General features: G+C 38.9%; 9 protein-coding genes and 1 tRNA gene. 4 read left to right on the top strand and 6 right to left on the bottom strand.

The features are described 5' to 3' along the window. The first annotated feature begins 207 nt into the window (after positions 1–207). Together IV512_RS05105 and dusB are read left to right on the top strand one after the other, a co-directional pair. Complete coding sequence (locus IV512_RS05105; RefSeq protein WP_209401297.1) at positions 208–2637, top strand: outer membrane beta-barrel family protein; 2430 nt, start codon at positions 208–210, stop codon at positions 2635–2637. A gap of 79 nt (positions 2638–2716) precedes the next feature. Continuing rightward, positions 2717–3712 (top strand): tRNA dihydrouridine synthase DusB, encoded by a 996-nt coding sequence (gene dusB, locus IV512_RS05110; RefSeq protein ID WP_209401299.1) that lies wholly within the window; start codon positions 2717–2719, stop codon positions 3710–3712. Between the two features lie 4 nt (positions 3713–3716). Here dusB and IV512_RS05115 read toward each other — a convergent pair whose 3' ends face one another. Both IV512_RS05115 and rbfA read right to left on the bottom strand, forming a co-directional pair. Further along, a complete protein-coding gene (locus IV512_RS05115; protein ID WP_209401301.1) occupies positions 3717–4904 on the bottom strand; it encodes an FtsX-like permease family protein in 1188 nt (395 codons plus the stop codon). 2 nt (positions 4905–4906) lie between these two features. After that, on the bottom strand, positions 4907–5299 hold the full coding sequence (gene rbfA / locus IV512_RS05120) for a 30S ribosome-binding factor RbfA (protein WP_209401303.1): 393 nt from the start codon (positions 5297–5299) through the stop codon (positions 4907–4909). A gap of 72 nt (positions 5300–5371) precedes the next feature. On the opposite strand from rbfA, the gene mce reads away from it, so the two are divergent. Then, positions 5372–5776, top strand: a complete 405-nt coding sequence (gene mce, locus IV512_RS05125; RefSeq protein ID WP_209401305.1) for a methylmalonyl-CoA epimerase — start codon at positions 5372–5374, stop codon at positions 5774–5776. Between the two features lie 131 nt (positions 5777–5907). Beyond that, positions 5908–5981: transfer RNA gene (locus IV512_RS05130), tRNA-Ile, on the top strand. Between the two features lie 180 nt (positions 5982–6161). Here IV512_RS05130 and IV512_RS05135 read toward each other — a convergent pair. The 4 genes from IV512_RS05135 to IV512_RS05150 all read right to left on the bottom strand — a co-directional run bounded on the left by IV512_RS05135 (position 6162) and on the right by IV512_RS05150 (position 14053). Continuing rightward, a complete protein-coding gene (locus tag IV512_RS05135) occupies positions 6162–7793 on the bottom strand; it encodes an arylsulfatase (protein WP_256439268.1) in 1632 nt (543 codons plus the stop codon). Positions 7794–7835: 42 nt separating this feature from the next. Continuing rightward, a complete protein-coding gene (locus tag IV512_RS05140) occupies positions 7836–9500 on the bottom strand; it encodes a RagB/SusD family nutrient uptake outer membrane protein (RefSeq protein WP_209401309.1) in 1665 nt (554 codons plus the stop codon). Positions 9501–9503: 3 nt separating this feature from the next. Beyond that, positions 9504–12815 carry a TonB-dependent receptor gene (locus tag IV512_RS05145; RefSeq protein WP_209401311.1) on the bottom strand — a complete coding sequence of 1104 codons (3312 nt, stop codon included), beginning with the start codon at positions 12813–12815 and terminating at the stop codon, positions 9504–9506. 89 nt (positions 12816–12904) lie between these two features. Further along, positions 12905–14053 carry a FecR family protein gene (locus IV512_RS05150; RefSeq protein ID WP_209401313.1) on the bottom strand — a complete coding sequence of 383 codons (1149 nt, stop codon included), beginning with the start codon at positions 14051–14053 and terminating at the stop codon, positions 12905–12907. Between the last annotated feature and the right edge of the window lie 42 nt (positions 14054–14095).

Here is a 14095-nt window from a genome sequence, read left to right on the forward strand (position 1 = left end):
TATTTTGCTGCGATTTTGGTAAATATCAAAACCTTGCCGCTTGTTTGATGAAAAACTCAAGCGATTAGTGAATTGCATTGTTCAAAATTATAGCGGAACCAAACGAACACTCTCATGATGAAAAACCAAAATTAATATAAGATTGTGGCGCTTCGTTTTGTAATCTTATGACAATGATGTTGTAAGACTTTACTTTATTGTTTAGTTTTGAACAGACCCTATATTCTATTACCCTACGTGAGAAATATTGTTTGCCCTCTTTTGCTATGCCTCATTTTTGCCGTACCTAGTTTTTCCCAAAGTTTTTCGGTTTCCGGAAATGTTCAAGACGAAGAGCTGTTACCCGTCGCTTATGCGAATATATTATTGATGGCCGCTAAAGATTCTGTCCTTATCGACGGCACATCTAGTGATGAAAACGGAGCATTTATACTAGAAAATGTTCAAAAAGGTTCCTATTTGCTGAAAGCTAGCTACTTAGAAAACGAATCGGCTTTGACATTAGTTGAAGTAAACGCAGATTTAAATTTAGAAGCATTAAAATTATCTACAGCTTCTAAATTGGAAGAAGTAATTGTAACCCATAAAAAACCCAGTCTTGAACGAAAAGTAGACCGACTGGTATTTAGTGTTGAAAATACAGCTTTGACCGATACTGAAATCTGGGATGTTCTCAAACGAACTCCCAGCGTTATGATCATAAACGACCAACTATCGGTAAAGGGTAGCAGCGATGTAGGCATATTGATAAACGGTCGAAAAGTGCATTTACCCAAGGGCGATATTATTAACCTTTTATCTGGTGCATCGGCGAGTTCGGTCGAGGCAATAGAGGTGATTACCTCCCCACCTGCCAAATATAGTGCTGAGGAAGACATACTCATCAATATTAAAATGAAAAAAAACTTGGTCGCTGGTTATAATGGAGCAATTTACAACCGTTATGTTCAAGGTATTTTACCAAAACATACCATAGGTACCGACCATTACTTTAAAGGGGAAAAGATGGGCTTGTCGGTCAATTATAATTTTGGCCATTCGCGAAAGGTTACAAAATATACTGATATTACAAATTTTATAGATGGTGGCGATATTACTTCTAATTGGGTGGCCGATCAAGAAGTGGTAACAAGAAGAAAGCGACATAATTTATCGGCATTTTTTGATTACGACCTCAGTGATAAAAGCCGTTTAAGCCTGACCGCTATTACCATATGGCAGCCTCATATTCACACTTCTTTCGATACCCAAACGAGTTTGAACGGTGATACACTGTATTCACGTTTCAGTAGTGCCAATCTCTCGAAACGAAGGGAAATCAACACTTCGTATTATGTAGATTATGAACATGAGCTAAATGATAAAGGGGCGGAAATTGCTGTAAATGGACATTACACATTTTACGACCAGAGTAGAGGGCAACTTTTAGATACCGATTTCTATGGTTTAGAGGGTAATTATATAGGGAAAAATGATTTCACGGTTAATACGGAACAATATATTAATTTATATAGTTTAAGAGTCGACTTTTCTACTCCTTTGGGGAAATCGACCAAATTTGAATCCGGACTCCGGTACGCAGATATTGCCTCTAAAAGTATTGTGGTACAGCAGGGCTTTGACCAAGAAACCCCGGGTGTTTCCCCAACGGAGGCCGGCACGTTCAAATATGATGAATCAATTTTGGCCGGCTATGCCTCTTTTAATACCAAGTTGGACAAGTGGCGCATTAAAGGAGGACTTAGAGGCGAATATACCGACACCCAAGGCGAATGGAGCCAAGGGAACGAAAACAGGAACAATGATTATTTCAAGTTGTTCCCTTCTTTTTCGGTTATGTACGTACCGAACAAAAATCATGATTTCATCTTTTACTATAATAGAAGAATAACAAGGCCTCGATATTCCTCGATTAATCCATTCCAGATATTTCAAAGTAATTTTTCAACCATAGAAGGTAACCCCGAGCTAATGCCTTCAACAAACAGTTATTTGGCGGCCGGTTATACCTTGAAAAATACCTATACCCTCGAATTTTTTTATAAAAACAGAAAGAATGGTTTAGGGCAATTGATTTTTCAGAATAACGATTTGAATTGGTTACGGTTCATCAACTCGAACATAGATAAGAACACGAGCTACGGCTTTGATGTCATTTTCAATAAAGAGATTTCCAGTTTTTGGGACAGTTATGTTCTTGGAAGTTTTTTTGATGAGAAAATTACCTTTACGAACATAAACAACGGCCAAATGGTCGAGAACCAACTCTTTAATTGGTTTGTTAGGTCTAACAACAATTTTACCTTTTTAGAAGACCGCTCATTGACCGCCAATCTAAGTTTCTACTATACTTCGCCTCTTCTTTCTAAAAACTCTAGGTATGATAGCTATAGCGCTATCGATATTCTTTTTCGAAAATCGCTTTGGAACAATAAGGCGAGTATTTCAATAGGCGTAGATGATATATTCAATCAGGGCAATCTATTTAGCACAAGAATCTACCAAGACCAGAACAGTACTTCACTTAGTCGTTTAGAAAATAGATTGTTTACGGCAAGCTTCCGTTATAAGTTCGGTAATTCTAAAATCAAGAGCAATAAGAAATCAAAGAGGGTTGAGGAGCGCAACCGACTGTAAAATTGCACACTTCAGCTACCGACTAGTGGTCATCCGAAGAAATTCATTAATTTTGCCATCCTTTTAAAAGAAAAAAGTTATGCCCCAAATCGGAGACATACAATTGCCTGATTTTCCGTTGCTTCTCGCGCCTATGGAAGATGTTAGCGACCCCCCTTTTCGAGCGCTTTGCAAAGAGCAAGGTGCCGATGTGGTGTATACGGAGTTCATTTCTTCAGAAGGTTTGATTCGAGATGCCGCCAAAAGCGTGATGAAGCTCGATATTTATGAAAAGGAACGCCCGGTCGGCATTCAGATTTTTGGTGCGAACTTAGATTCGATGCTGCAATCGGTAGATATCGTCGAAAAATCAAACCCCGATATTATTGACATTAATTTTGGCTGCCCCGTAAAAAAAGTGGTCAGTAAAGGTGCGGGTGCGGGCATACTTAAAGATATAGATTTAATGGTTTCTCTGACCAAGGCTATGGTTGAGCGTACTAAGTTGCCCATAACCGTAAAAACCCGTTTGGGTTGGGATGAGAGCTCTATTAAAATTGTTGAGGTTGCCGAGCGTCTTCAAGATGTGGGCTGTAAGGCGATAGCGATTCATGGGCGAACGCGGGCACAGATGTATAAAGGTAATGCCGATTGGCGCCCCATAGCACAGGTTAAAGACAACCCACGAATGCATATTCCGGTTTTTGGTAATGGCGATGTTGATACTCCAGAGGCGGCAATGAAAATGCGTGATGAATTTGGATTGGACGGCGCTATGATCGGTCGTGCAAGTATTGGCTACCCGTGGTTCTTTAATGAGGTGAAGCACTATTTCAAGACCGGGGAGCACATGTCTCCCCCAAATATGGTAGAACGTGTAGAGGCTGCTAGAAGGCACTTGCAAATGGCTATCGACTGGAAGGGTGAAAAGCTAGGGGTTTTTGAAACCCGAAGACACTATACCAATTATTTTAAGGGAATACCCAATTTTAAGGAATACCGTATGAAAATGGTCACCAGCGACGATGCGGCCGATGTGTTTTCTGCTTTTGATGAGGTATTGCAGAAATTCGGGGACTATGAGTTTTCCGTTTAGCCGCTTATTGGGTAATCAATTTTTTATTGATGCGGCTACTGGCAATTTTTGATGCGACGATACCTAAAACCATTATAGTGCCCAGAACCACGAGTACATTTAAAAATTGATATTCTACCGGGTAGGGTAAAGTGGGAGTGATTTTCAGCCATTCAAACGCCAATTGAGACCAAATCAACAGCGAGCCTAGGGCGACACCTATAAAACCACCGATACCGGTTACCAAAAGCCCTTGAACGAAAAAGATAGCTCGAAGCTTCTTCAAAGTAGTTCCTAGATTATAGAGGGTTCTTAGGTTCTGTTGCTTATCTAGCACCATCATAATTATCGCTCCGACTACGTTGAACAGGGCTATAACCAATACCAAGGTAAAAATAAGGTAGGTCGCTAAATTTTCAGTGTTCAACATACGGTGAAGGGTACTGTTCAGTTCTTGTCGGTCGCGCAGTATCACGGTACTCCCAAGAACAGCGGCGATTTTCTCTTTAATAGTGGAAACCTCTTCGGAGTTTTCAAGTTTGAACCCCAATCCAGAAATTTGCCTTTTTTCTTTTTCCAAAAGGTTTTGAACCGATGCCAAATCGGCAAATACATATTTTTTGTCAAGATTTTCTTCAACACCGAACACTCCACTAATAAAATAGGGCTGGGTCTTTAAGTCTTTTAGAGAAAGTGAACCCTTGCCCGGTTTAAGGGCCAGAACGGTCAGTGCACTTTGATTGACCGATAACCCGAGTAAGTTAGCTACTCCAATACCAACTACTGCCTGTTCTGAATTAATTCGCCAGTTGCCATATAAAACCGTACTATCTATACCCGTGACCCGATTGTAGTTCGAATCGATACCCTTAATGATTGCAATATGGCTTTTGCCCTGATGCTTAAGATAGACTTTTTCTTCTAGCTCTTTGGTAAACGAAGCCACCCCATTTAATTCTTTTAGCTTTTCTTCTTGTTCGGCACTGAACTCAAAAAATTTGCCAGCGGCGGGTAGTGCTTTTAGATCGGGATCGAACGTATTGCTAAATTGAAGGCTAAAACTTTTAAGGCCGGCAAAGCCTGAAAGAACGATAAACAAGGCTGCCGATCCGATTACGATGACCAAAAAGGTAATCAGATTAATAATATTTATCGCATTTTGGCTGCTTTTAGAGCGAACGTAGCGTTTGGCGATATAAAGCGGAAAGTTCAACCTTACAGTTTTTTTCTTTTATCTAGAAGATCTCGGTTTTCAATAGGGTTTTCATCGCCTTTCAAAGACTTTTCTATGTTTTCTATGTAATCAAGCGAATCGTCTAGAAAGAATAGCAGTTCAGGAACCCTGCGCAACTGGTTCCTGGTACGCTGGGCCAATTCGTGCTTGATCAAGGGTTGATTTGATTTGATACCTTCCATGAGCTCCGCAGCTTTATTATTTGGAAAAATGCTCAAATAAACTTTTGCAATCGAGAGGTCGGTGGTCACATTTACTTTGGTAACGGAAATTAATGTCCCCTGCAAGCCTCCCTCTATGGCAGCACGCTGAAGTATATCAACGATATCTTCTCGGATCACGCCTGCAATTTTTTTCTGTCGTTGTGTTTCCATAGGGCAAAAATACGCAGAATTAAATGTAAATTAGGAAGATAAAGCCGTTTGGGCAGCAAAAACTCGTGTCATTTGAACAAAATAGAACATGTCGGTATTGCGGTGAAAGATTTGGAAGCTTCCAATTTGCTTTTTGAGAAGCTACTCGGTCGGTCGCACTATAAAGTGGAAGAAGTACTTTCTGAAGGAGTAAAAACCTCATTTTTTCAAACTGGTGAAAGCAAAATTGAACTCTTGCAGGCTACAAGTGAAGATAGCCCTATAGCTCGCTTTTTAGAACGGAAGGGGGAGGGCGTTCATCATATTGCCTTCGCGGTAGATGATATTCGAATGGAAATCAATAGGTTAAAAAAAGAGGGGTTTACCATACTGAATGAAGAGCCTCAGCGGGGCGCGGACAATAAACTGGTAGTTTTTGTGCACCCTAAAAGCAGCAACGGAGTCTTAGTTGAACTTTGTCAAGAGTTGCCAAAATAGTCTGGAGCGTTTATTTTAGCACAAATGAAGAACATTATTTTGTGTAGTTGTACGTAATGGTTAAATTTGCCCTCATTTTCGACCATACCTCTGGGTGAAGCTAGAGTTTTTGGGCGATTATTTCGAATACCGGTCCTATAGCTCAGTTGGTTAGAGCACCTGACTCATAATCAGGTGGTCCCTGGTTCGAGCCCAGGTGGGACCACAAAGAAAATCCGTAATTATCTAAACTTTAGATGATTGCGGATTTTTTGGTTTAGAGTAGGCTACCTACGCACTGAATTAGACAACTTCCTTTACTTTCTAATTATTCTGAAATAGAAGGCAAGTAATCATACCTATTCCATTGGAGTTCTTGATAAGGGCTTTAAGCTTGTGTTTGATTTTATTCTTTTACACCTATTTTCTCAGCCCAACCTTCATAAAAAGTTATCATTTGCTTGCCTATTTCAACTTCTTCTGAAAATAAATCTACAATTTCTGTTCTGTCAACGTCCAAATTGTAAAGTTCCCAAGAATTCTTATTTTTTGAAACCAATTTCCAATCCCCCATTCGAACCCCCTTGTTTCCTAAATGTTCCCAGTAAATTAGTTTATGGGGCTCTCTATTTTGACCCTGAAAAATTGGAAAAAGACTTTTGCCTTCCATCGGTATAATTTTGCTACCGTTATAAGATTCTGGGTATTCTTGGCCCGCTATATCGATACAGGTGGCCATTAAATCTATTACATGACCGGCTTGATCAGTAATTGCACCTCTATCCTTTATTACTTTTGGCCAATATGCTATTAGAGGAGTTGACACCCCCCCTTCGTGGATCCAACTCTTAAACATTCGAAAAGGAGTATTACTCAGGTTTGCCCACGATTGACCGTAACTTTGATAAGAATCCCCAGAACCTGGTCTAATATTCTCATCTCGAAAGTTTCCCCAAAAATCTTGACCTTCTGGCCCTCCTTCATGAGACCCCCCGTTATCTGAAAGGAAGACAATAAGTGTATTTTCTGCGATATTTTTTTGCTCCAATCTTTCTAGAACTTTTCCTATCCCTTGATCCATTCGGTCAATTTGAGCGGCATATATAGACATCAATAAATCCATATCTTTTTTTTCTTTTTCGCTCAAGGGCTCCCAAGGTTTAATATCTGAATTACGCTCACTTAGTAACCAATCATTTTGAATAATTCCCATTTCAAGCATTTTGGCATAGCGCTTACTTCGCAATTGATCCCAACCTTCCATGAACTTTCCTCTGTATTTATCAATGTCTTCTTGTTCCGCATGTAATGGCCAATGAGGTGCGGTATATGCCATATATAGAAAAAAAGGCTGACTTTCATTAGTTCTGTCTAAGAATTGAAGAGCATTATCCGTTATGGCATCGGTCATATAAAAGTCCTCTTTAGGAAAGTATTCCAGGCTGTCGACTGCAAAATGTCGAACTACCTCAGGAAACTTAGTTTTAGAAATATCATAATAATTCGCAGCACCGCTAATTAAACCGTAATAATTATCAAAACCCCTATCGATCGGCCAATGAGGTCTTTCTTCTCCCACATGCCACTTTCCAGAGGCGGCCGTATAGTACCCTGCTTTTTTTAGTACCTCGGCAATAGTAACCGATTTTTTATTCAAATAACCTTGGTAAGGCCCAGGATTGCTATATGTCGGATTTTTTACCATACCACCCATGCCAGCCTGATGGGGATAGAGACCGGTTAATAATGAGGCCCTAGTTGGGCAGCATCTTGCCGCATTGTAAAATTGAGTGAACCTGAGCCCATTATAGGCCAGATTATCAATATTCGGTGTGTTTATTTCACCACCATAGCACCCCAAATCAGAATACCCCAAATCATCTGCCATTATGAGAATAATATTGGGCCTCTCTAAACTTTCTGTTTCAGAGGGTAGTTTGTTTTTGCAGCCAACTAAGACTACAACAAATAAAATTAATTGTGTACTAATTATAAGGCTACTCTTTGACTTCGTATATATAGAAATACATCTTACCATATTCTTTATTTGATTGAAAAACCTATAATGTTTCTAATTGGACTAATATCCTGGATTTTGCAAAAAGTCACCAGGATTGGTGACACGATCTATTTGAGTTTGGGGAATAGGTCTTACCAAATGCATTTCTTTGATATTTTGAGCTGCCGGAGGGTTATAAAGTTTCACTCTATTGATTAATGTCCCCGTCCTTTTTAAATCATACCATCTATGCATTTCTCCATAAAGCTCTCTTGCTCGCTCGTCCAGAATGAAATCAATATCAATATCTCCGGCCGTAACTAACATTTCTGCTTCTTTCCCCGGAGCTATGGCTCTTTTCCGAAGAATGTTTAAATATTCTGCGGCAACCTCTGGTTTTGATTGTCTAAACGCTGCTTCGGCTGCAATGAGGTAAATTTCGGCCAGTCGAATTACCGGGAAATCCCTACGACCTTCTTCGGCATTTATACTTGTTCTAAGTGGATCTAAATATTTTTTAAGAACTGGAAAGTTTCGCTTTTGATTTCCGCCGATTTCCAAATTATTTTCTTGGGCAGTTACATCTTCGTTATTATAGTCAACTAGCCAATAAGATGCGGAGTCTTGTATGTTATCATCGATAGGCTCTAAGACAATCTTAATGGCTAGGTCACCAACATTTAGGTTTTGACCATTGATAGTTGCTGATATATTGGCGAACCATTCAGTCTTGAAGGAACCAGCAAATCTCAGATCACTAGTGGTGTCCCAAAGATTTAGAAAGTGATTGGTAGGCATGAAACGTTGAAATGGCCTTCCGTTCTCCGTATCTCTTACCATAGCAGGGTTCTGTGTATAATCAAAATTGAAATAAAGATGTGCGTTATTACCAGAACCATTAGTGATTGGGTCGTCCGTATATTGTACTGACCAAATTATTTCATCATTAACATCGTTGTCAATTTTCCAAAGATTTTCGTATGGTTCAACCAAAGAAAAGACACCAGTTTCGATAATTGATTTGGACAAGGCTTCTGCGGCCTCCCATTTACCCGTAGTTAATTTTACTCTTGCTAATAATGCCTTTGCGGCCAAGGAAGTGGCTCTACCGTAATCTGCTGCAATCTCTGGCAAATTTATGGAGGCGAACTCTAAATCTGGTACAATTCCCTCCTCATAAATAGTTTTTAACGAGGTTCTATTAGATTCTGTCTCCACCCCTTCGGTTTCGTCCAAGGTAAAATGGACGTCTCCAAACTGCTGTACAAGATGAAAATAATAGAGAGCTCTAAGAAATCGGGCTTCTCCCATTAATCGCGTTTTTTCAGCAGTATTAAGTCCGACGATATCATTTGCTCGGTTAACAACCGTATTGCACTGGTTTATACCCTTGTAGAACTCATTCCATACGGGTCCAAAATAATCAGAAACACCTAGTAAATTTTGATCATAATTATTAAAAGACGGATTATTTCGATCTCCGCCAAATCCATTGGTGATTATATCGGTACCCGTTATTGTTATGAAAAACCCCCCTTGGGTACCATAAAAGCTTCTCAATGGAGAATAGGCAGCTTTTAATGCATCACCCAAGCCTTCAGGGGTTGTATAATATGCATCAGCAGTTGCTAATGACAAGGGATCTTCTACAATTGTGTCTTCACATGCTAGAAACAAAGTGATAATGAAAAGCACACCTGTTATTTTACTAATAGAGTTGAGATTTATTATATGGATAAACTTCATGATTTATAATTTTATGTTTAGACCAAATAAATATGTCGATGTCGATAAGGGTGTGGACGGCCCAACTACCCCAGTGGAACTTTCGGGGTCGACAGTATCATAGCTTGAAAACACCAATGGGTTTACAGCGGAGATATAAATTCTCATTGACCAAGTTTCCAGGCTCGGAATGGTATATCCTAAGCTTATATTTCTAATCTTGGTAAACGACCCGTCAAAATAGCGAACAGCAGTTGGATATAGTGGTGCTCCCCCTGCTCTAGGAATAGGAATTTGATTGCTCGGATTTTCAGGTGTCCAATAGTTGAAATTTTGGTTAGCGAACCTTCCTTCCCATTGATTGCCCCCCAGGTCGTGCCACAGACTTTGTAACATCTGCCCTTGTCGAGTATTAATTTGAACGGAAAAATCAAGATTTTTGTAATTCATTTTGACGTTTAGACCAGCACTCCAATCTGGAACAACGGAACCTAATACGGTTCTATCATCCGAATTTGTGGCACCATCTGCCGTTTTTGTAAGCACACCATTTTCATCACGTCCATTAACATCGGCAATTTTGATATCACCAGGAAGTTGACCTTGTTGCTCTGCATCGCTAGATTCATTGGTCTGCCATATGCCATCAAATTTATAGTCGTAAAAGACATTTATAGGTTGACCGATAAACCAGTTGTTACCAACATCATCAATTGCGCCATTAAACAAAGAAGTAATTTCTTCTTTATTTGAAGAAATGTTCATGTCAACATCCCATCTAAAATTATCGGTATTAGCTAAGTTAGCAGATAGCGAAAATTCCCAACCTCTATTTCTTGTTGACCCAACATTTGTTAATATGCTATTGAACCCAGAAGTAGTGGGAATTTGGCGTCTAAGCAATAGGTCTTTCGTTTTAGTGTCATACAATTCAAGTGATCCCGAAATCCTATTTTGAAAAATCCCAAAGTCCAACCCTAGATTTACAGTCTTTGAAATTTCCCAACTTAGTTCTGAATTAGCAATTTCTGCTTGACCAAATCCAAACGCTCCTTCATTACCAAATGCATAAGATGTTCTATCTAGCCCGCCCAATGTTTGATAGGGGTCTATTGAAGTATTGCCAACTTCACCATAACCAAGTCTAATTTTTAAAAATGAAATTTTAGAATCATTCAAAAAATTCTCTTTTGACAAAATCCAACCGGCAGATAATGCTGGAAAAACCGCCCATTTGTTCCCTTCCGCCAATCGAGAGGAACCATCGGCTCTTGCAGAAGCGGTTAACAAATATTTATCTTTAAGGCGATAGTTAAGCCTAGCCATATATGAGAGTAAAGACCAGTCACTCAAATCGCTTCCGATTTCAATAAGCCTTTCGGCGCTATCTAAATCGTAGAAAAGAGACTTTTGAATGGGTATATTCTCACCAATCAGATTGCTAGTTTCTGTCCTGCTTGTTTGATAACTGAAGAGGCCGACCAAATTAATATTATGAATGTCTAAATTTTTATCGAAAGTGAGTATGTTTTCTATTGTAGTTGAAGTTTCACGAGCATTGCTCAGGCTGCCCCTAGTCGTACTCCCATCAAGATCTCCATTGAAGGTTCCTTGTCTTTCAGAAGTAAAATCAGAGCCCACATTTAATCTAAATTGTAAATCACTTGTTATGTCAAAAACCCCAAACACATTAGAAAAAAAGCGAAAGCTCCGATTTTCATTTACATACTGATTTGGCGCATAATCTAGTAACGGCGATGTCAATAGACCTTCGCTAGGGTTTGGGAAGGCTAAAATATCTCCATTCTCATCATAAGGGTCTACTAGAGGCAGATATCTGAGAGCAGCGTTATAAGGTCTAGAAGAAGCAATATTTCTAGTGCTTTCAGAAGTACTAAGGCTTACTCCAATTTTCGTTTTGTCGTTAATTTGAGCATCTAGATTAACTCTCAGAGCTAATCTATCAAAATCGGAATTTTTTAGAATACCTTCCTCTTTATAATAGTTCCCGGAAACATAATAATTAAGTTTTTCGGAGCCTCCACTCACTGATAACTGATGCTCTTGCTGTGAACCTGATTTTAGCGCTAAGTTTAGCCAATCAGTATCAATACCCTGTTGAAAACTATCGACTAAACCTTGCCCTAGTGCCTGTACGTCCTCACTATCATCATTCTTTGAAAGGCCTCTTGCTACTCTGTTATACTCCATGAATTGTTGCGAATCCATAGTTTTAATATTCTCAATAGGCCTCTTCGGACCATAATATGTATTAAAACCAACATTTACCTTACCTTTGTTACCTCGCTTGGTTGTTATCAGTATGACCCCATTCGCTCCTCTAGAACCATAAATTGCGACCGCACTTGCATCTTTTAAGACTTCAAGTGACTCAACGTCGCTTGGGTTAAAATCATCTATACCTTGTGTGGTAGGTACACCATCAATCACAAATAGAGGTTCGTTTCCCGCATTTATGGATCTATTACCTCTGATTCTTATAGTTGTGGGAGACCCAGGCGACCCATTATTATTTACGATATCAACGCCTGCCAATCTTCCCTGTGCCTGCCCGATTAAACTAGAAGACGCGGTCTCTGAAAGTTCAGAGCCAGATATAGAGGCTACAGCCCCGGTCACATCACTTTTACGTTGTGTTCCATAGCCCACAATTACTACTTCGTCCAATCCCGCTGCGCTCTCCTCTAGCACTGTTATTATACTATTTTGACCATCTACCGGAATTTCCTTGGTGGTAAAACCAATATAGGAAACAATTAAAATAGCCTTATCATTTTCGATATTAAGTAAAAATTTTCCATCAAAATCTGTTTGCGTGCCATTGGTAGTTCCTTTTTCAACAATATTTGCACCAGCCAATGGTGTGCCATCAATATCCGTAATGATGCCGGTAATAGCAAGTTGGACTCCTTTCTTAGCAATTTTGATTTTGTTCGGACGAAGTTTATTTCTCTGCACTACGATAGTCTCAGAATCGGTAAATTCGTAGATTAGATTTAAAGGGGATAAGCAGTTATTCAGCAAGTCTTTGGTTTTAATTGTACCCTTGTTTAAAGTAACACGGGGCGCATTTCTTAAAAACTTATCGCTAAAGATAAACTTGTACCCTGTCTGTTGGTGTATAATACGAAACACCTGTTTGACACTTACCGATTTTTCAGATGAAATGGCAATATTGGCATCTTGAGATATGCCATTCTTGGTACCCAGTGCGAATGCGAGCGAGCAAAATAGAAGTAGATATAGTTTCACTAGTTGCTTACAAAAAGCAACCATAATAATTATGGGAGCCCTTCCGTTAAAATAAGTTTGCATAAATTAGTTGTAGTTTGGTTAAAATTGATTTAATCATTCTTCAATAGGGAAAGGGCCTTAGCTGTGGAAGGTGCAGGTCTTTTCCCTTATTATTTTATAACTATGGTTTTTTCATTAGTCTCAAATTTTATTTGGTTATCACTGGTTCGTTCTATTAGATTTAATAAATCATGAATAGACTCTGATCTTTCTACTACTCCGGTAAAAGTGTAATCTTTTTGTTCTGCATTCTCGAAAACAATTTGAATATCGTACCAACGAGATAGTGTGGCCATTATATCCCTCAACGATTCATCATTAAATGAAAATAATCCATCAATCCAAGCGATTTCATGTTTGGCATTAACCTTATTTATAATAATGTTTTCTGATTTATTTGAGACTATTGACTGTTGATTAGGCTTTATCTCTTTAACAGTATTGTTTTTTGAAACTTCGACTTTTCCTTCAATTAAAGTTGTCTTAATTTCGTCATCGTCAGCATAGGCTTTTATATTAAATTCCGTTCCCATTACCTTTACGCCTTGAAATTGTGTTTTCACATAAAAAGGAGCGCCTCTATGTAGATTGCTACTTGAGACCTTAAAAAAGGCCTCACCGAATAGAAGTTCTACTTCACGTTTTTTTGCTTTTTTGAAACTAGTAGGGTATTTAAGCTTGGAACCGGAATTTAGCCATACCTCGGTACCATCTGCCAGTTCTATATAGAATTGACCGCCTTTAGGAACACTTAACTGATTAAGTTGGTTCTGTTCTTGACCAGCCTTCTTATTGTATCGAATTTCCTCTCCATTACTAATGAGTTGTTTATCCTTGTATTCCTTACCTTTACCTAATATAACTTCATTCCCGTTTCCTAGAGTTAATACCGCTTTGCTTTCACCCGCTTGTATTTTGCCTTCAGATTCAACTTCAGTTGTGTTCGATGTAGAATTTTCATCTAACTTCCAGTTAAATCCCGTAAATAAAATAGCTGTAATAGAGGCAGCGATAAGGGCATTTTTATATACAGTAATTCTTTTAGAGCGCTTTTGTTGCTTGATATTGCTTTTAATGGTCTTTTTAGCTGCATTCAAATCATACTGGTCCATAGTAACTTGGGAGAGTAAATCTATTTTTACATAGCTAGTGAAAAGGTGTTCATTTTCATCATATTTCAACCATTTATCGAGCATCTCCAACTCATGAATGTCTGCTTCATGATTTAAATACTTAATAATTATTTTTTCTATCTTCAAGTCTGAAAACTCTATGTGATATATAATTAATACGCACAAAAA

This window comes from Pseudozobellia sp. WGM2 (assembly GCF_017810075.1).
Lineage (GTDB): Bacteria > Bacteroidota > Bacteroidia > Flavobacteriales > Flavobacteriaceae > JADNYK01.